At 38.8% G+C, this 19743-nt stretch carries 15 protein-coding genes; 13 read left to right on the top strand and 2 right to left on the bottom strand.

From position 1 onward, the window contains the following. The first annotated feature begins 288 nt into the window (after window positions 1-288). The 11 genes from ACWATA_RS22675 (at window position 289) to essA (ending at window position 15146) form a co-directional block, all read left to right on the top strand. Window positions 289-1383: an ATP-binding protein gene (locus ACWATA_RS22675; RefSeq protein ID WP_321201887.1), complete on the top strand. Its 1095-nt coding sequence runs from the start codon at window positions 289-291 to the stop codon at window positions 1381-1383. Window positions 1384-1747: 364 nt separating this feature from the next. Continuing rightward, window positions 1748-2953, top strand: coding sequence for a DEAD/DEAH box helicase (locus tag ACWATA_RS22670; protein WP_098112296.1), 1206 nt, complete (start codon window positions 1748-1750; stop codon window positions 2951-2953). Between the two features lie 252 nt (window positions 2954-3205). Further along, on the top strand, window positions 3206-3523 hold the full coding sequence (locus ACWATA_RS22665) for a hypothetical protein (RefSeq protein ID WP_013055102.1): 318 nt from the start codon (window positions 3206-3208) through the stop codon (window positions 3521-3523). 109 nt (window positions 3524-3632) lie between these two features. Beyond that, entirely contained in the window at window positions 3633-4232 is a 600-nt protein-coding gene (locus ACWATA_RS22660) for a WXG100 family type VII secretion target (RefSeq protein WP_028412475.1), read from the top strand. A gap of 61 nt (window positions 4233-4293) precedes the next feature. Further along, window positions 4294-4686, top strand: coding sequence for an SseB family protein (locus ACWATA_RS22655; RefSeq protein ID WP_028412474.1), 393 nt, complete (start codon window positions 4294-4296; stop codon window positions 4684-4686). A gap of 369 nt (window positions 4687-5055) precedes the next feature. After that, window positions 5056-5349: a WXG100 family type VII secretion target gene (locus tag ACWATA_RS22650; protein WP_028412473.1), complete on the top strand. Its 294-nt coding sequence runs from the start codon at window positions 5056-5058 to the stop codon at window positions 5347-5349. A 93-nt stretch (window positions 5350-5442) separates the two neighbouring features. Beyond that, on the top strand, window positions 5443-5682 hold the full coding sequence (gene yukD, locus ACWATA_RS22645; protein ID WP_025752817.1) for an ESX secretion system protein YukD: 240 nt from the start codon (window positions 5443-5445) through the stop codon (window positions 5680-5682). A 14-nt stretch (window positions 5683-5696) separates the two neighbouring features. Next, window positions 5697-7001: a type VII secretion protein EssB gene (gene essB, locus ACWATA_RS22640; RefSeq protein ID WP_048021601.1), complete on the top strand. Its 1305-nt coding sequence runs from the start codon at window positions 5697-5699 to the stop codon at window positions 6999-7001. Between the two features lie 12 nt (window positions 7002-7013). Next, complete coding sequence (gene essC / locus ACWATA_RS22635) at window positions 7014-11492, top strand: type VII secretion protein EssC (RefSeq protein ID WP_473050189.1); 4479 nt, start codon at window positions 7014-7016, stop codon at window positions 11490-11492. Next, window positions 11489-14671: a type VII secretion protein EsaA gene (esaA, locus tag ACWATA_RS22630; protein WP_165635425.1), complete on the top strand. Its 3183-nt coding sequence runs from the start codon at window positions 11489-11491 to the stop codon at window positions 14669-14671. The genes essC and esaA overlap by 4 nt, the downstream gene beginning before the upstream one ends. Continuing rightward, entirely contained in the window at window positions 14649-15146 is a 498-nt protein-coding gene (gene essA / locus ACWATA_RS22625) for a type VII secretion protein EssA (RefSeq protein ID WP_165635424.1), read from the top strand. The genes esaA and essA overlap by 23 nt, the downstream gene beginning before the upstream one ends. Window positions 15147-15196: 50 nt before the next feature. Here the strand turns inward: essA and ACWATA_RS22620 are convergent, their stop codons facing one another. Continuing rightward, window positions 15197-15673, bottom strand: coding sequence for a hypothetical protein (locus tag ACWATA_RS22620; protein WP_165635423.1), 477 nt, complete (start codon window positions 15671-15673; stop codon window positions 15197-15199). A 287-nt stretch (window positions 15674-15960) separates the two neighbouring features. On the opposite strand from ACWATA_RS22620, the gene ACWATA_RS22615 reads away from it, so the two are divergent. Together ACWATA_RS22615 and ACWATA_RS22610 are read left to right on the top strand one after the other, a co-directional pair. Next, on the top strand, window positions 15961-17115 hold the full coding sequence (locus tag ACWATA_RS22615) for an endonuclease (RefSeq protein WP_165635422.1): 1155 nt from the start codon (window positions 15961-15963) through the stop codon (window positions 17113-17115). Window positions 17116-17219: 104 nt separating this feature from the next. Further along, window positions 17220-18857: a family 14 glycosylhydrolase gene (locus tag ACWATA_RS22610; protein WP_033580731.1), complete on the top strand. Its 1638-nt coding sequence runs from the start codon at window positions 17220-17222 to the stop codon at window positions 18855-18857. Window positions 18858-18905: 48 nt separating this feature from the next. On the opposite strand, the gene msrA is transcribed toward ACWATA_RS22610, so the two are convergent. Next, window positions 18906-19421 (bottom strand): peptide-methionine (S)-S-oxide reductase MsrA, encoded by a 516-nt coding sequence (gene msrA / locus ACWATA_RS22605; protein ID WP_028412466.1) that lies wholly within the window; start codon window positions 19419-19421, stop codon window positions 18906-18908. Between the last annotated feature and the right edge of the window lie 322 nt (window positions 19422-19743).

The following is a 19743-nucleotide window of genomic DNA, read 5'->3' as shown; positions in this document are numbered from 1 at the left end:
CTACAAAAAGTGAACACTTCATATAAAGGCAATAAGACAGGGGATCAATACGGATAAACAGGTGATTAAAATTTGGTGAAACACGCGCGTAAAGTAGCTTTAAGAATTTCAATTATATATATCATTATTGGCGCTGTATGGATCTTGATATCTGATAATATATCTAGAACATTAGCGCAAGGTCGTTTTGAAGTATATATTTTTTTTCAACAATACAAAGGTTGGTTTTTTATTTTAGCTACGGGTATTATTTTGTATGGGTTGGTATATAGGAGAGCTTATAAACTAGTGGAGTCCCAGCAAGAGCTCGTAGTGAAAGAACACGAACTTCAAACGAGCAATCAGCACTATCAATCTTTGTTCAAACATAACCCTGATGGTGTTTTTGAAATAAGTAAAACGGGTGAAGTACTTCTTGCTAACCCGGAAGGTGAAGCAATCGTTGGATACTCCAGTGAAGAACTGCAAAAGATGAAACCTTCAGCTCTTATCGCAGCTGAAGAGTTTGATATGTGTAAAGAGTATTTTAAAGAAGTGCTGAATGGAAAAGGTGCTAAGTTCGAAATGAATGTGATCAATAGAAAGCGAGAAAGACGGTTGCTTAGGTGTTCTTTGCTTCCCATTATTGTTCATAAGCAGGTAGTAGGTGTATTTATGATTGCACGCGATATTACTACATACCGCCAAGATGAAGAGCTTATGATAACCTCGGAAAAAATGTCGGTTATTGGACAAATGGCAGGTGCCGTAGCACATGAAATTAGAAACCCCCTTACTTCTTTAAAAGGTTTTGTACAGGTTATGCAAGCCTCTAAGGAAACAAATGACACATATTTAGATATCATGATGTCTGAAATCGACCGCATCAACTTAATCTCCAGTGAAATGCTCATTCTTGGAAAAAAGCAGCATGTATCTTTTGAAAAGACCAATTTATGCGAGATTTTAAAACAAGTTATTACGCTAATGGAAGCGCAGGCCAATTTAAATAATGTTTCTATTTTATTGAAAGAAACAGCAAAAAGGCCTATTAATGTTTCGGCTGATGCAAATCAGTTGAAACAAGTGTTCATCAATGTGATCAAAAACGGTGTAGAAGCTATTATTGAGAAAGGCCATATTACAATAACAGTTGAAGAAAAAGATACACGAGCATTGATTCACTTCGAAGACAATGGAATCGGAATGAGTCAAGAGAGGATTGAACAAGTAGGGACGCCGTTTTATTCTACAAAAGAAGCTGGAACGGGCTTAGGGCTGGCCGTGTGTTACAAAATCATGGAGCGTCATCAAGGTACCATGCATTTTAAAAGCGGTAAAGGAAAAGGGACAACGGTTACTATTGATATGCCAATTACAGAACGAAACAGCCGCCTTTCGTAGTTCAGAGAGGCGGTTGTTTTCTTGAAAAAGAGGAAGTAAGCAGCTGAGCCCTTTGCGTCCGGATCCATATAGGACATAAAACCTCCTTCTTATACAAGTTTTCGTCCATAATAAAGAGGATCATATTGTTTTCTATAGAAGCAATAGTGTATCATAGTTGAAGCTATGTATATCGATGTAGAAAAGTTAAGGCAACAATCGACTTTTCTACTGACGGATTGACAGGGTCCCTTGGGATAAGGAAGGTTTATTTATAAATAGAAATTAAGGTCAGTATTAACGCACATGGCCACTGATACATTCGTTTAATTGAAATAAAAAAATCGTTTATAATATCGAGAAAAGCATGGAAAAGGAGATAGATATGAGTCAGTTTATAGAGACTTTACAGCCTTTTTTACAAGAGGCGTGGAAAAAAGCAGGGTTCAATGAGCCTACTGCCATTCAAACGAAAGCTATTTCAGAGATTTTAGCTAATAAAGATGTAATAGGAGAATCCCCAACGGGAACAGGAAAGACACTGGCATATTTGTTGCCTGTCTTACATCGCATTCAGCCGGGACCATCTCATGTTCAAGCGGTTATTTTAGCATCTTCCCATGAATTAGTTATGCAAATTCATGGTGAAATTCAAACTTGGTCGCAGGGAAGCGGTATTTCAAGCGCTGCGTTTATTGGCGGAGCAAATATGAAACGGCAATTAGAAAAACTCAAAAAGCGCCCTAATATCATTGTTGGTACCCCAGGACGTTTGAACGAATTAATTAAAATGAAGAAATTAAAAATGCACGAAGTCAAAACAATTGTGATTGATGAAGCGGATCAATTGTTTGTACCTGAGCATGTTCAAACGGTTCAACAGATTGTAAAAATGGCGTTAAGTGATCGTCAAATCCTAATCTTCTCAGCTACTGTATCAGAACGTACCAAATCGCTAGCGAAAGACATGATGAACCAGCCTCTTGAAATAGAGGTAGGAAGAGATGAACTCCCAGCTTCGAAGGTAGAGCATGTATACATCAAAAGTGAAGCTAGAGATAAAGTGGACGTGCTTAGAAAACTAGTTCGTCAAGAACAAATGAAAGCTTTAGCCTTTTTTAAAGGGATTGATACTCTGATCGAGTTTGAAGAAAAATTAACATTTAAGCGTGTAGAAGCAGGCTCTTTACACAGTGAAACGAAAAAAGAAGATCGTGCTACGACGATTAAAGGTTTTCGAAAAGGAGATTTCCCTGTCTTATTAGCAACGGATGTCGCAGCTAGAGGATTAGACATTAAGGGATTGACGCATGTAATTCATATCGATGTTCCTCAAGATGCAGATCAATACGTACATCGCTCAGGTAGAACAGGCAGATCGGGAGCAGAAGGTACAGTCATTTCTCTTGTCACTGAACGAGAAGAGCGAAATTTAAAACAAATCGCACGTGAACTTCAACTTTCATTAGCGAAAAAAGAGCTTTATATGGGCGAAATCGTCGATGAAGGTACAAAAGAGCAGTCCCGTACAGCTAAAAAACCTTCAAAAAAGCCATTTAACAAGAAAAAGAAACAAAAAGGTCGGATGTAAACTAGGTATTCTTCCTTTTTATAACAGCAGTGTCACAACCTAAAAAGCAACGTCTACTGCTTTATTACAGCAGCCTGGCGTTGTTTATTTTCTCTATTTCCCCTGTATAAATAAGTAAAAAAAGAGAAATGTAGATATTTTTTCCTAGGTATGAAAATAGTTTGAATGATGGATTTTGTTTTTTGTAACCTTATTTTAACATTACTTTAAGAGACTTCTAATAAAAGAGGAAGAAGGACGTGGGGACATTTTATGGATGCAATTGATGATCTCTTTGACGACATAGAGCGAAGAAGAAAAAGCAAAGAATATAGTCGAGATGCAGATCAATTAGAATCATATTTACATGAAGTTCAACGTATCATGGAATTTCTTGAAGAAGGTATCTATCTGTTTCAAAATTCGCACCAACAATATGCGTCAGATTGGTCAGGGCGTTCTAAGAGCTCATATGAGGATATTTATAATGATATTACGCAATCCACTTTTCATCTGTACGACGTAAGGGATGAATTGTTTCAAACTTTACGCTTAGAAATTTCACGATTAAGAGAGCTAGCATCGGCGTAATAAATAACATTATCGACTCACTCTTTTAGAAAGTGAGTCTTTCCGTATAGGCTTAAAAAATGTTTGGATGATGACTGAAGGCTTACAAGAGATAGGGGGACGGACATACATGGAGATAAAAGTAAATCCAGAGGTGCTGCAGACATTTGCAGAGCGAATTCAACAGTCTCATTCACAGACGGCTGATGCACTTCAAAAACTAAGCTGGGAAGCTACAAATCTACATTTCTTGTCTGTTGCAGATATTGATAAAGTGCTGGACTTGCAGGAAGAGTTACAGCATATGATTCGCAAACTTGATTCGCTAACGGAAAATGCACATTTATTAGTAAAAGACACTGCGGAGCAAATGAGAAAAGCAGATGGAGAGCTAGAAGGCTCTTCAGGCTGGACGGAGTTTTGGTCGAGCGTATGGAGCGATGGGAGCGCCCATTCGCAAGATACGTGGAATGACATAAAGAACTTAAAAGAATGGAACACGTATGACAATATGCATAGAACGATTGAAAAACCTCTAGGTACTCTTAATGTTATGTGGAATTCGCTTTCTATGTCTTGGGAAGAAAAAGTAGTGAATGGTTCTACATGCAGTCGAACGGAATTTTTCACTTATGGGGTTATTCAAATGGGATTGGGCATTTTAAGTCAGGAGATGAATCCTTCAAACATTATGTTTAGTGACAGCACAGAGGAAGTGAAGAGAGAATGAATGAAGTATATGATGGCGCTGGAAGTGAAATGGTACAGTTCCTTACAGGGTTGTCTCAGCAATGAAGTATACATTTAATTTATTAGAAAAATCGTTAATTGAAGCAATGAAAGATAATAAAAAAATTGCTCAATTTTATAAAACTTTAATGAATAGCAATTTATGGCTAGTTGTTAGCTCAGAACATGTAGCATCAGATATATTAATTGCAGAGCACTACGTTCAGACGATGAAAAGTGCAGCGTATCGATATTTACCTGTTTTTTCGTCAAAATATCCGATTGAACAGATGCTAAAAGATGAAAAGACCGTATGTGTATCATTTAAGGATATGCTGCCTGTATTAAATGAAGAAATAGCCATATTACTTAATCCTGACACGCCTCTCTCAAAATTATTCATCCCGGAAGAAATAAGAATGTTAAAAGAAGATAAAAATTATTTTAAGCAGTAGCCAAGGCGATAACAAGCACATGTCCTTTTTTCAAGCATGTCTGAATCTTAAATAAATAGGATATATATAGGCAGGGCCTTAAACAGGCTGCTGCTTTTTTATTACTAGTAAATAGTTCTATAGATAATAAATAGAAATGTAATTTAATAGTCTTATAGTTTTTATTTTCCTTTAAATAGGTACCTATAGATTAGATGGAAAAGGTTTAAATGAGAACAAAATCTTGGTTTTTTAGGTTTTATTTGCATTTTTTAGGGGTATTTGTAGATACATATTCTCATTTTTGGAGGCTTTTGCAAGTAACCTTTGACCTTATCACTAGAGTTTCTTACAATAATAGTAAATATATAAACCGAAGGAGAGATATGTATGTCAGGAATTATTCGCGTAACACCAGCAGAGCTTCGCGACATGTCAGGTCGCTATACTAACGAAAGCGGTCAAGTTCAAGAACTAGTAAGCCGTCTTGATACAATGAAAAATCAACTTCAAGATATGTGGGAAGGTGCTTCAAGCGAAGCGTTTGCTGCTCAATACGAAGAATTAAAACCTTCTTTCGTTGAAATGTCTAACCTACTTACAAAAATTGCTAAGCAATTAGACGACTCTGCAAATGTTCTTGAAGATACAGATAACCAAATCGCTAGCCAAATCCGCGGTTAACTTCATCTAATAATCTAAGTGAAGTAATAAAAGGAGCGCCCCATTCTCAAAAGATGAAGGCGCTTTTTCTATGTTTTGAGGTGATGAAACCCTATGTATATAGAAGTAACAGTAGACTTAAAGCACTATACAGGTGATCGGTTCGATTTGCGACTATCAAACTATCATTCAATCAAAAAAGTAGTCGAGATCGTTTGGCAAGCTAAAAAGATTACTCAATCACCAAAGGACGGTGCGTGGATACGTGTTTCAAATAAAAATCTTATTTTCTCGGGAAATGAGACGATGATTAACTGCGGAATTACCACAGGTGATTGTATCGAAATTCTCTAAAGGAGTCTATTAGAATGTCAGAGAAGAAACCGACTTACTTAGAAGAGCAGCTCGAAGCTGTAATGACACGTCATAATAATGAATATACATTTGTTTTTCAAAAAGAAAAAATTCGACTTGATCGTTCTGTTGAAATTGAAATGTTAAAGGATGTAAACACGGCTTTTCAAAAAGAAATCATGATGAGCGATGATGAACTTAAAATAACAATTAAGCCTACCTCTGAATTTCAACCTTTTACAGCATTAAGGGGAAAAGAAGAACAGCAAAAGTGGCTGTTTGCAGATCAGCTTATCAAAAAGGTAAAGCAGCATTCTTTTTCAAGGCTGCATTTGTTGATTTGTCCAGAAAATATCATTTTTGATAAAAGTTTAAGTCCTGCTTTTTTACATTATGGAGTGAAAGAAAGTTTACCTCCTTATGAGCCTAACGAGGAACAAAGCTTTCAGGAGTTAAAGGCTACGATAGCGGCGGCCGTTGACTCATCGCATACATTTGAACAGTATTTTAAGTTATACGAGACCTTGCAATTAAAAGAAGACGCTAAAAAAATAATGCATATCAGCAATGAGGAAGAGTTGAGTCAATTTGTTCAGCATAAGCTAACCCAAATTGAAAAACATCAAAAGACACTTGTTCAACTTCCTCAAAAACGCTGGACCATTTTTAAGTTTTCATCTGTCGGTATACTTGTCTTATTAATTCCAGCTCTTATTTATACTTTTTATTCTTATTTTTTTGCTCAGCCGAAACAAGAAGCATTTGTAGAAAGCAACGAATACTTTCTTGAAAAAAACTACAGCAAAGTAGTCGACACACTTGAAGATTACGATATTGAAAGTATGCCTAAAATTGTGCAATACGAAATAGCAACCTCCTATCTTGTTAATGAAAAGTTGGGAGAGGAGCAAAAGGCAAATGCTTTAAAGACTATTACGCTTCAGTCAGATCCTCAGTACTTTGCCTATTGGTTTTACATTGGCCGAGGAGACAACAAAAAAGCTTTAGAAGTGAGCAGGTTGTTAGAAGAACGTTCGTTAATTATCTATGCATTAATGAAATACGAAGGTCAGCTAAAGACAGACAACGATTTAGCGGCTGATAAAAAGCAAGAAGAGCTTGATAAAGTAGCGAATGAACTGGAAGAATTCAAGAAAGAAAATGATCAGCAAGAAGCGGAAGCAGCCAAGCAGCAAGAAGAGAAACAGGCTGAGGAAGCACAGGCGGCCAAGCAGCAGGAAGAAGAACAGAAAGCTGCAGAAGCCGAGAAAAAGAAACAAGAAGAGCAGAAAAAACAGCAGGAAGATCAATCGAAGTAGGGAGGTAGTTGTATGAATATGCTTTGGATAGTTAGTGGGCAAACGTATCAGCAGCTGCCTATAGATTTTAAAACCTTTCGCCAAGCAACGGTTGGAAACACTCAGCATCAAACGTTTACTTTTTCCTATCCGTTTGAGAAAGGTCAAATGACGCTGTCATCTGAAAAGAACGGCCGGCTCTTGGTTTCCTACGGAGAAGAAAGGATAGCAGAGCTATCTGTTTCTGAGTCGTTTGTATGGCGAGAACAAGGACAGGCTTTAACCTTTGCCCTTACAGAGACGGCTGTTAAAGAAGCTGTCTATTATATTGATTACGAATCAGAAGTCTCGTTTTCCACAAGTGATGAAGCAGCTGATGTGTATCAGCAGAAAGAAAAGTATGTAGTAGAGCCAAAAGAAGGATTTTACTTATCAAAGATAAACGGGAAGTGGAAGGTCTTTTATAACCAAGAACGGCTTTATCTTAATGGACACCGAATAGAAGAGAATAGGAACCTTCAGCCCGGAGATCTTATTTTATGGTCTTCTATGACGATTCAATTGATCGAAAAAGATTTGCTGAAGATTCAAAGCTACTATGATTATGCATCTAAGCTTCCGGCTACGGCGCAACCTATTTCTGAAATGAAAAAGAAGTACCCGGTTTATAGACGGACACCGCGCATGATATATGATTTGCCTAATGATAAGGTGAGCTTGTCCTTTCCGTCTCAAGACAATGATGAAAATAACCGAAGCTTATGGCTTACCATTTTACCCCCATTAGTCATGCTTTTAGTCATGGGTACGGTATCGATTATTCAGCCCAGGGGAATTTTTATTATTATATCTGTCATGATGTTTACGACCACGCTGATTGTATCTACCGTTCAATATTTCAAAGATAAAAAACAGCGCAAGAAGCGCCAAGAGCGTCGTCGTCGAATTTATACAAAGTACTTAGAGAACAAGCGCGAGGAATTACAAGAACTAGCATCAGTTCAACGAGATGTATTATCTTATCATTTTCCAACGTTTGAACGAATGAAATATTTAACAGAACAGATTTCCGATCGAATTTGGGAACGAACTGTGGAAAGCAGTGATTTCTTACAGGTGCGTCTTGGAAAAGGAACAGTTCCTGGAAGCTACCAAATTTCTTTAAATAGCGGAGATATGGCTAATCGAGAAATTGATGATTTGCTTGAGCAGTCTCAGCACATGGAAAAAGTCTATCGAGAAGTCAAAAATGCACCTGTTACCGCTCACTTAGGTTTAGGCTCTATCGGTCTGGTAGGAAAGATGAAGACGGTGAAGAATGAACTGCATCAGCTTGTAGGACAGCTGGCATTCTCCCACAGTTATCATGATGTGAGATTCGTATTCATTTTTGATGAAGAAGAATATAAAGAGTGGGAATGGATGAAATGGCTCCCTCATTTTCAGCTGCCTCATTCTTTTGCGAAAGGCTTCATTTATAATGAACAAACGAGAGATCAGCTTTTATCTTCTATTTACGAAATGCTGAGAGAACGCGACTTAGATGAAGCAAAAGGAGAAGGGGTTTTTTTGCCTCACTTTGTTTTTATTATTACGAATCAGCAGCTAATTGCAGATCACGTTATCTTAGAGTATTTAGAAGGGTATCACCCTCATCTTGGGTTCTCTACGATATTTGCGGCAGAGACGAAAGAAAGCTTAACGGAGCATGTTCACACACTCGTTCGTTATATTAACGAATCCGAGGGGGATATATTAATTCAAAAGCAAAAAGCTGTGAATATTCCATTTCAGCTTGATAAACACACGCTTGATTATAATGAAAGATTTGCAAGGATGCTGCGGACATTGGATCACCAAGTTGGCATGACCAACTCAATTCCAAATAGCGTTTCATTCTTAGAATTATTTAAAGCAAGAGAAATTGGTGAGCTGGATATCGTGCAAAGGTGGCACACCAATGAATCAGCTAAGTCGCTAGCGGTTCCAATTGGTTTAAAAGGAAAAGAAGATATTGTTGAACTAAATCTTCACGAAAAAGCTCACGGCCCTCATGGATTACTTGCAGGTACGACGGGGTCAGGGAAAAGTGAATTTTTACAAACGTACATTCTTTCTCTAGCGGTGAATTTCCACCCCCATGAAGTCGCATTTTTATTGATTGACTATAAGGGCGGAGGAATGGCTCAGCCGTTTAAAAACATGCCTCACCTGCTTGGAACCATTACAAATATTGAAGGAAGTAAGAATTTTAGTACAAGAGCCTTAGCTTCTATTAAAAGTGAATTAAAGCGACGCCAACGCTTGTTTGATAGATATGAAGTCAATCATATTAATGATTATACAGATTTATATAAGCAAGGTATGGCAGAAGAACCTCTGCCTCACTTATTCTTAATCTCGGATGAATTTGCTGAGTTAAAAAGTGAAGAACCAGAGTTCATTCGCGAATTAGTCAGCGCGGCGCGAATTGGACGTAGTCTAGGCGTTCATTTAATTTTAGCAACACAAAAGCCAGGCGGTGTTATTGACGATCAAATTTGGAGTAATGCGCGCTTTAAAGTAGCGTTAAAAGTCCAAGATGCCGCTGATAGTAAAGAAATCTTAAAAAATGCAGACGCTGCTTCTATTACGGTGACGGGTCGAGGCTATCTGCAGGTTGGAAATAATGAAGTGTATGAACTGTTTCAGTCAGCTTGGAGCGGCGCGCCGTACATGGAAGATACGTATGGGGCTGAAGATGAAGTAGCCATTGTCACAGATCTCGGGTTGATTCCTTTATCTGATGTATCTACTCAGCAGACGTCATCCAAACAAGCGGAAGCAGAAATTGATGTTGTGGTGCAAAAAATCGAACAAACGCAGCAGGAATTAGGTATCAAAAAATTAAATAGTCCATGGCTGCCGCCTCTTAAAGAGAGATTGCTTCGCAGTGAGTACAAAGAGAAGCGAGACAGCGTATTCCCAATTGGCTTAATTGATGAACCTGAAAAGCAAAGTCAAACGGTATATAACTATCAGCTGATGGACGATGGAAACATTGGTATATTTGGTTCGTCAGGATACGGTAAATCGTTTACAGTCATGATGTTGCTTCTTAGTCTAGCTGAAAGACAGAGCCCAGAGCAGCTTCATTATTACATTTTTGACTTTGGGAACGGTACGCTGCTGCCGCTTCGTCAGCTGCCTCATACGGCGGATTATTTCTTAATGGATCGAATGCGTAAAATTGAAAAATTCATGACGATTATCAAACAAGAAATCGCAAGGCGAAAGCAGTTATTTCAACAGCAGGAAGTTAGCAATATCAAAATGTATAATGCTCTAAGTTCAGAAGAGCTTCCTCTAATTTTTATCACGATTGATAATTTTGATCTTGTTAAAGAAGAAATGCAAGATCTAGAAATGCAGTTCACACAGCTTGTGCGTGACGGCCAGTCTTTAGGAATTTATATGATCTTTACCGCAACGCGCGTGAATTCTATTCGTCAGTCACTTATGAATAACTTGAAAACGAAGGTGGTTCATTACTTAATGGATCATTCAGAAGCGTATTCTATTTTAGGACGTACGCCGTATGCGCTGGAGTCTATTCCAGGTCGGGCTATTATCAAAACGGATCAACCTTATTTTGCACAGCTGTTTTTACCTGCGGAAGGAAAAGATGATTTTGAAATTTTTGATGCAGTTAAGCTGCACATTCAACGATTAAAGAATCAATATGCTGATGCTATTCTTCCGGAGCCGGTGCCAATGCTGTCATCGAAACTTGTACTTGCCGAATTTATGACGGACAGAAGAGTTATTCGCGAAAAAGGAGTTATTCCTCTTGGGTTAGATGAAGAGTTTGTTCGACCGGTGCATATGAACTTTACGAAAAATAAGCATTGTATCGTCATGGGGCAGACGCAAAAAGGAAAGACAAATGTAGTGAAAGTCATACTGCAAACAGCGCTTGAACAAGGCGTGAAGCAAATCGGACTATTTGATTCGGTTGACCGTGGTTTATCAAGCTATGCAGCTGAAGAGCAAGTTGTTTACATGGAAACAAAAGAACAGATCGTCGACTGGCTTGACCTAACCGAAGAACGATTGCAGCGACGTGAAAATAAGTATTTGGAAGCAGTGCAGGAAGGAACCGTACACGGCCTTTCATTTGCCCCGATCATGCTTGTGGTAGACGGATTTGTACGATTCCAGCAAAACTTAGACAGTGTCTTGCAGGATCGTATTACAAAATTGATGAAAAATTATAGCCACCTGGGCTTTAACTTGATTGTTGCAGGGAACAACAATGAGTTTTCAAAAGGATTTGACGCGTTAACAACAGAAGTGAAGCAAATTGGCCAAGCTGTGTTGTTGATGAAGAAAACAGAGCAAAGCTTATTTACACTTCCTTATGACCGAAAAGAAGCCGACGTTAACCCTGGCTTCGGTTATTATATTAAAAGTGGAAAAGAAACAAGAATTCAAATCCCGCTATGTGTAAGTGAAAGGAAGATCTTAACATGACCGAACAGCGTAAGTATACACTTAAAGTCATATTAGCTGTTGTTTTAATTTTGGCTCTTCCTTCTTTCTTTTTCCAGTATATTGGAGACAACCCGCTACAAGTCACAGAAAACTCAACAAGAACGATTGCGGTTGTTAACGAAGATAATGGAGTAAAAGAAAATAGTGAAAAAGCGATAGAATTTGGAGAAAAAGTGACTCCTCTTTTACAGGAGGGGTCAGATTATCAATGGACCGTGCTTGGACGAAGCGCAGCTACAAGCGGTTTACAGAATGGGAAATATGATGCGGTTATTTATATTCCCTCGACTTTCTCACAAAATATTTTATCGTATCAGGAAAAAAAACCAGAAAAAGCTACTTTGGAATACAAAGTTCAAAGTCAGCTTAACGCAGTTAATAAGGAAAAAGTAGTAGGGGAATTAGAAGATGCTACTACAAAGGTTAATAATGAAATGTCCTCTTTGTACTGGAGTTATGTATCACAGGAAGTGGATAAGGTACGCGGACAGTTCGATAAAATTCTAAATAAAGAAATCGCCTTTCAAAAAACAATGGTCGCTTTTTATAAACCGAATTCAAAAGATTTAGCAGGTGAATTAAATGATCAAAAGAAAATTCTTCAGCAAATCCAAGATAATGTAAATAAAGCAGAAAAAGGTTCTAGCGACAGACAAGGCGACGTAGAACAGGTTGAAAAGAATTTAAACAGCTTCATTGAATATGTAAATCAATATCAAACATATCAAGAAACACAAAAACAAATGCTTGAAAAAACGCAGGCTCAAAGTGTCGCTGCGATTCAACAAGGGTTGTCTTCCCTTGAATCTAATCAGCCAAGCTCTAAGCAAAATTTTAATGAGCAGGCCAATCAAGTGTTTAGTGGCTTATCTTCCATTCAACAGCAGCTGGATGAAAATCAAAAAGCCGTTGGAGAACTTGGAGATCAACAAGCAGATAACGTCAGTGAACAAGAAAAAGCTCTGCAAGATTTGAACGGCCAAATCATCAGTTCATACAAACAGCAGTCTGAGCAAATAACCTTAAATCAAATTGAAAGTAAGCTAAAGCCGCTTCGTGCGCAGCTAGAGACAGCTTCATCAAATGATAGTGGTGGAGGCTCAACGGATCCAGGGGAAAGTGATGGAACTCAGCCAGATCCTAATCAAGACGGAGAGACGCCAACGGACCCTGGAGAAGGTGACGGAACTCAGCCAGATCCTAATCAAGGTGGAGAGACGCCGACGGATCCTGGAGAAGATGATGGAACTCAGCCAGATTCCGGTCAAGGCGAAGGAACGTCAGAACCAATTCAAGTGGATTTATCTCAGCAAACAGCAAAGCTTGATGATATATCAAAAGGGCTTGATGATTTAGAAAAGCAGCTTCAAGGCATGACGAGTGAAACACCCGAAGCGCCTGAAGCACCTGAGACACCTGAGGACACGGAAACGCCTGGAACGCCTGAAACACCGGATACACCTGATACATCAGGCACATCCAATGCTGTGAAAAGTGCGCTTGAAAAAGTGGCTAATCTGAAAACACAGGTACAGGCGGTCAAAGATGAGCTGCAAAATGTAACCGTTCAGCCTGAAACTTCAGGAGAAAATACGGATGCGCTGAAGCAGAAAATTGCCAGTTTGGAAGCAGACGTCGAGTCTTTGACAGCACAGAAAAACAAAGCAGAGAAAGACTTAGAAGAAGCAACCAAGTCGTCCAGCAGTCAAATTGCTAAGCTTCAAGAAGAAAATGAACGATTAAAAAAAGAGAATGAAAAGTTGAAAGAAGACGGCAAAAAACCTTCTAAAGGCAGTGCGGATGTTGATGGTCTCATTACGATGATTAAAAACAAAGAAGATAAAATCTTATCTTCTCCAAACCTTTCAGCTTCTCGAAAGGAAAAGCTGAGCAATACATTCTCAGGTAAGATTAAAAGCAGCAGTGCCGAAGATCTGTTAAAGTACTACGGTGATTTATCGCAGTATGATTTGACTTTAGCTCAAGTAGGAAATACAGACATACAGAACAGCGTCCTTAACAATGACTCTATTAAAGGAAGTTTGCAGCAGGCGTTAGCTGGAACCGTTTCTTCTCAAGACGCGCGTAAGCAAATCCAACAAAACCTGTCTCTAACAAAAGAAGAGTTAGCACAGTTCCAAAGTTCAGTGCAAGATTTTGCTGATCAATATGGACAAACAGTTGATGCTGAACAAGCATCGATTATGGAAGAGCTATCAGCTATTCAAGAAAAAGCAAATGCAATGAATCAAGAGCTTCAATCTAGCGCAGGTGAAGATCAAGCATTAGAAAAGAAAGAAGCTCCGGACGTAACAGGCTTAATGACGCTGCAGCAAAGCATGGGTCAAGAGTTGAAGGGAATGAACGAACTCATTTCATCTTTAGGTGAAAGACAAGCTAATGTTGTCACGTACACAGATGAATTGCAGAAGCGTGTAAATGAAGTTCAGGATAAGGCTGACACGCTTAACAGCAAGTGGGCCCAAAACGTGGATTCAACGAAGTTGGTGCGAGGCCAGGTATACCGCTTGTTAAATAATACATTAGTAGATGGACAGAATAATGATTACGTTTATCATTATTTAGCAAATCCTCTTCAAGTAAGCGGTGAAGTGCCGGCTGAAAAAGTAAAAGAGGTTCCACCGGTTGTCATTTTGGTTATTATCTTAATCAGCAGCCTACTAATTGGCTATTTCAGTCAATACTACCGACATGCACCTATGCTTGTAAAAGGTACGCTCTTTGGATTATTGAATTTGATTGTAGGGTTAATGGTAAGTATCTTTAGCCTGAATATTTATTCGTTATCGGGAGACCGGGCAATGGAATGGTCAATCTTTACGATCGTCTTATTGCTTGCTTCATCTACACTTGTACGTATTGCTTTCTTATTAGGAAGCTTCGCTGGATGGGTGACGACAGTAGGGTTGATTTTATTTTATATTACCCCGCTTCTTAACTTATCTATGCCAAACTTTAATTACGAAGATCCAGTATCTAAAGTGTACATGTCCATTCAATATGATACGCAGTCTCTGTTTGGACAGGCGCTTATTGTATTACTGGGAATGACTGCTGTTTTAAGTGTTCTGCCATCTATTATTCGTGCTTTAAAGACGACTAAAGAGGTTGAAAATGATGAAACCTATAGTGCTTAGTAAGAAGATTGGAAGTGTTGTTCTTATTTTTTCACTTCTTTGTTTCCCTATAGCAGCAGCGGCTGAAGCTGATGATGGAAACGTTGAAGAGATTAAACCAAATGTATATAAAGATGATCCCATTAACTTAGACCCCGAATCTTTGCTAGAAAATAAAAAAGAAGTAGGAAATATTCCGGAGGAAATAAAGGATCTTACATTTGAAAAAGAGGAAGATGTAGAGAAAGAGAGTTTAAAAGAAAGTCTTTTTGCGAACGCATCAGCTGAAGATAATACGATTTCTGCGAAAGCAAAAGAATATAACTTGTTTTCTTCTAAAAACACTTCCTACAAGAAAGATCGGACAGAACAAACGGCTTCTGAAAAGTCATCAGATCTACAATGGTTTTATTTATTATTGATTGGTGTGGGGGTTGTTGTATTATTTGTGGTTTTAATACCGCGCATTAGCCCTCAGCCTTCTGTGAAAAAATGAAAAAACCTCGCTGTTAATCAACAGCGAGGTTTTTGCGTATAGACGTAAATTTACAGGCGGCGGAAGCCTTCTTCAAACAAATAATCTTCTGCTTCTTCGTAAGATAAAAATGCTGCCTCTAAATTCAAGCCAGAATAAATATTCCACAGGTCATCTTCATGAACAAGTAAAAGCGTTGCATTGTTTGGGCCGTTCCAGCGCTGTTCATTTCCATTCCCTACAATAGCTTCTTCTCTAGCTGTATCAGGAAGGGTAGACAAAGATTCAATAGAAGCTTCAATAATTGATCGAAGATCTTCGTCAGTGTAATCACGGATATTCACAAGACCTTTGTCATTTGTTTCATATCCTTTTAAAAAACCTGCATATACAAATCCATTTCCGTTAGGATGCAGATGATGCACAACAACCGTTTTATCGTACACGCTTTCTTCATAATGAAAATTCACGCGTCCTAAAGATACATCTTTTCGATGCAGCTCTGGAAACGATGAAATAATAGCTAATTTTTCGTCAAAACTAAGCATAGACAATCCTCATTTCTATTTAAATCATTTCATTTTCTGAAATGGTATAAGCTCTTTTACGATTCGGTTGATTATACCATATATAAAGAAAGACACATAATGCTTTTTCCAGTGTGGACTTTTAAAAATATAACCCTTCGCATAAAGCAGCCGCCACTGTAAAGAAGAACACATCTTTTTCACTATAAAACTTAACAAAAAACAGGCAGGGAATTCACAGTGAAAAAATAATATAAAGAGGTGGAAGGAAACGAGTTTTTAAACCTATCATAAGGAGGAATAAAAAAGTGAGATTACATGCTCTGTGTAAAAAAACATGGGTAATGTCCCTGCTTGTTTTTGCTCTTGTAGTGAGCTTAACTCCTGTTAGTCAAGCAGCGGCATCTTTATCTGTGTCACAAGCTCTTGAAAATCAAAACAATAGTGTACAAGCTGTTAAAGGATATGTAGTAGGTCAACCTACAGGCACATCTACAGTTATTACGAGCAATTACCCAAACGATTATGCACTTGCTCTCGCTGACAGTGCAAACGAAACCAACACAGACAAGATGGTATACGTTCAAATTCCTTCAAATTTGCGAAGTACATTTGGACTTCAAAGTCGCTCGGAGTTAAAAGGGAAAAGTCTTACTGTTACGGGCACACTCACCCCTTACTTTTCACACCCAGGAATAAAATCAGTTACTTCTATCAGTACAGAAACAGGAGGAACTGATCCGACTCCAGACCCCACAGAGCCAACTGTTCCAGTAGAAGACTATTATCGTACCGCAGCTGGAAAAACAGGAAACACCTTAAAAACAGAGCTTCATAACATTATTGACCATCACACAGAACTTTCGTATTCAGCCGTATGGGAAGCTTTAAAGAAAACGGATGAAGATCCAGCTAACGCAAATAACGTTATTTTGCTCTATACGGGGCGTTCACAGAGTAAGAGTACAAATGGAGGCGGAGTGGACGATTGGAATCGTGAGCACGTCTGGGCAAAGTCTCACGGGGACTTTGGAACAGCTATGGGTCCTGGAACAGATCTTCATCATTTACGTCCAACCGATGTGTCTGTAAATGGTACGAGAGGAAACTTAGATTTTGATAACGGAGGGACGGAACATAGCGAGGCACTCGGAAATTATTTTGACAGTGATTCATGGGAACCTCGAGATGAAGTAAAAGGTGATGTGGCTCGTATGTTGTTTTATATGGCCATACGCTATGAAGGCGATGTAAGTGATGAGCCTGACTTAGAACTTAATAACACAGTGAATAATGGCACTGCTCCTTATCATGGGAAATTATCTGTGCTTCTTCAATGGAACGCCGAAGATCCAGTAGATGATCGAGAACGACGCAGAAATGATATTATTTATTCAGACTATCAGCATAACCGCAATCCGTTTATTGACCATCCTGAATGGGTGAATGAGATTTGGAACTAATGTAGGAGGCGTCCTGGCGGGGCGTCTTTTTTTATAAAAGAAAAAGGAAAAAACTAAAATCCGCCGAATACCTATAGGTGATTTTGAAAAAATGGAGGGAAGCTATGAAACAGCTATGTAAAAAAGGGTTGGCTTTTATTTTGGTGCTCATTTTTGTTAACGCTTTCATTTTGAATCCACTTAATGGAGCGGCTGCCGTAGATGGAAAATCAATGAATCCTGGTTACAAAACCTACTTAATGGCGCCTTTAAAAAAGGTAACAGACTATACAACATGGGAAGCGTTTGAGAACGATTTACGCAAAGCGAAACAAAATGGATTTTATGCGGTGACAGTAGACTTCTGGTGGGGAGATATGGAGAAGAACGGCGATCAGCAGTTTGATTTTTCCTATGCTCAGCGCTTTGCTCAAGCTGCTCGTAATGCAGGTATAAAGATCGTTCCTATTATTTCTACTCATCAGTGCGGCGGTAATGTTGGAGATGATTGTAACGTTCCGCTTCCGTCTTGGGTATGGAACTTAAAAAGTGATGACAGCCTTTACTTTAAATCTGAAACAGGTACGACAAATAAAGAAACGCTAAGCCCGCTTGCAACTGACGTTATTTCTAAGCAATACGGAGAGCTCTATACGGCATTTGCGCAAGCGTTAGCACCTTATAAAGACGTGATTGCTAAAATCTATTTATCCGGAGGCCCTGCAGGTGAAATTCGTTATCCGTCCTATACAGCAGCAGACGGAACCGGCTATCCGTCTAGAGGAAAATTTCAAGTGTATACGAACTTCGCCAAAAGCAAGTTTCAATCATATGCTTTGACTAAATACGGTTCACTCGCCGGCGTCAATCAGGCATGGGGAACCAATTTAACCTCTGCATCGCAAATTTTACCGCCATCAGATGGCTATCAGTTCTTAAAAGATGGTTATTCAACAGCTTATGGAAAAGATTTCTTAGCATGGTATCAAGGAGCTTTGGAAGATCACACAAAACGTATTGGACAGTTAGCTCATCAGGCTTTTGATGCCACCTTTAACGTACCAATCGGTGCAAAAGTGGCGGGAATTCATTGGCAGTATAATAATCCGACGATTCCTCATGCTGCAGAAAAACCTGCTGGATATAATGATTACAATGCGCTTTTAGACGCTTTTAAAACAGCTAAATTAGATATAACGTTTACGTGCTTAGAAATGACGGACAGCGGAAGTTATCCCGAATATTCTATGCCAAAGACGCTTGTACGCCAAGTAGCAGGTATTGCGAATGCAAAAGGAATTGTTTTAAACGGGGAAAATGCTCTAACTATAGGCAGTGAAGATCAATATAAAAAAGCAGCTGAAATGGCCTTTAACTATAATTTTGCAGGATTTACTTTGCTTCGTTTCTACGATGTCATTAACAATGATACGCTGATGGGGCAATTTAAAAATACGCTGGGCGTTACACCAGTTGCGCAAACGGTTGTAGTGAAAAATGCGCCAACTGCGGTAGGAGAAACGGTTTATATTGTTGGAGACAGAGCTGAGCTAGGTCAGTGGGATACGTCCCTTTATCCAATTAAATTAACATATAATTCATCTACAGCCGATTGGAGAGGCACCGTCTATTTTCCTGCGAGTCAAAATGTTCAATTTAAAGCAATTGTGAAGAGAGCTGATGGCTCGTTAAAAGCATGGCAGCCTTCGCAGCAATATTGGAGCGTGCCGTCAACAACAGCAACTTATACAGATAATTGGTAAACAAAGCCGCATAGCAAACGCTATGCGGCTTTGTTTCGAACATAAGAATTATTTCCAGTTCGCTTGAATAAACTCATCTCGACCAGACTTAGCGCGGTCTTCTTTATAATGCTTTGGATTTTTCTTGTGGAAATCTTGGTGATACTCTTCCGCTTCATAAAACGCAGAGGCAGGAAGGATGCTTGTCACGATTGGTTTTTTAAAACGTCCGCTTTTTGCGACCTCTAGCTTTGTCTCTTCAGCTTCCTGCTTTTGGCTATCGTTATGGTAAAAAATTGCTGTTCGATACTGCGAGCCTCGATCTTGGAATTGACCTCCATCATCTGTTGGATCAATTTGCGGCCAATAAAGATCTAACAAACGTTTATACGGAAACACTTCAGGGTCAAATGTGATTTGAACCACTTCGTAATAACCGCTTGTGCCAGATTTTACTTGCTCATAGGTAGGGTTATCCACAGTTCCCCCCATATATCCTGATACAATGCCGTGAATACCTTCTAGCTCTTCAAATGGTGTAACCATACACCAGAAACATCCACCTGCAAATGTAGCTTTTTCCATACGTAATCCCTCACTTAATCCGTTGTTATGAAGGGTATTATAACAAATTTATATTGAAACAGCTAGAAAAGGGTTTGTAGGTTGTGTAAAAGCTGTGGATAAAGATAAATATCCACAGCTTTTACACAATAAACTCGGCTATGTTGAAGATTGAAAAATGCAGGAGAGAAGAAAGAAAAAATGATAGAATAGATGAGGTGTATATATCGATGTAGAAGAGATTAGGCGGCAGAAGCAGGATCTATGCGGCATCTAGATAAATAAAGTTAGTACGTTAGTAACAAGAGGTAAGAAGCAGCATATTCGCGCTGTTAAATAAATA

The organism is Priestia sp. USM5 (genome assembly GCF_058323215.1).
The sequence above is the reverse complement of the archived record's forward strand: the minus strand, read 5'-3'. Positions and strand labels throughout refer to the sequence as shown.

Excerpts from the sequence above, each read along its gene's own strand:
- ACWATA_RS22670 (WP_098112296.1), top strand. The coding sequence starts at position 1,748 with ATGAGTCAGTTTATAGAGACTTTACAGCCTTTTTTACAAGAGGCGTGG.
- ACWATA_RS22665 (WP_013055102.1), top strand. The coding sequence starts at position 3,206 with ATGGATGCAATTGATGATCTCTTTGACGACATAGAGCGAAGAAGAAAA.
- ACWATA_RS22660 (WP_028412475.1), top strand. The coding sequence starts at position 3,633 with ATGGAGATAAAAGTAAATCCAGAGGTGCTGCAGACATTTGCAGAGCGA.
- ACWATA_RS22655 (WP_028412474.1), top strand. The coding sequence starts at position 4,294 with ATGAAGTATACATTTAATTTATTAGAAAAATCGTTAATTGAAGCAATG.
- ACWATA_RS22650 (WP_028412473.1), top strand. The coding sequence starts at position 5,056 with ATGTCAGGAATTATTCGCGTAACACCAGCAGAGCTTCGCGACATGTCA.
- yukD (WP_025752817.1), top strand. The coding sequence starts at position 5,443 with ATGTATATAGAAGTAACAGTAGACTTAAAGCACTATACAGGTGATCGG.
- essB (WP_048021601.1), top strand. The coding sequence starts at position 5,697 with ATGTCAGAGAAGAAACCGACTTACTTAGAAGAGCAGCTCGAAGCTGTA.
- essC (WP_473050189.1), top strand. The coding sequence starts at position 7,014 with ATGAATATGCTTTGGATAGTTAGTGGGCAAACGTATCAGCAGCTGCCT.
- esaA (WP_165635425.1), top strand. The coding sequence starts at position 11,489 with ATGACCGAACAGCGTAAGTATACACTTAAAGTCATATTAGCTGTTGTT.
- essA (WP_165635424.1), top strand. The coding sequence starts at position 14,649 with ATGATGAAACCTATAGTGCTTAGTAAGAAGATTGGAAGTGTTGTTCTT.
- ACWATA_RS22620 (WP_165635423.1), bottom strand. The coding sequence starts at position 15,673 with ATGCTTAGTTTTGACGAAAAATTAGCTATTATTTCATCGTTTCCAGAG.
- ACWATA_RS22610 (WP_033580731.1), top strand. The coding sequence starts at position 17,220 with ATGAAACAGCTATGTAAAAAAGGGTTGGCTTTTATTTTGGTGCTCATT.
- msrA (WP_028412466.1), bottom strand. The coding sequence starts at position 19,421 with ATGGAAAAAGCTACATTTGCAGGTGGATGTTTCTGGTGTATGGTTACA.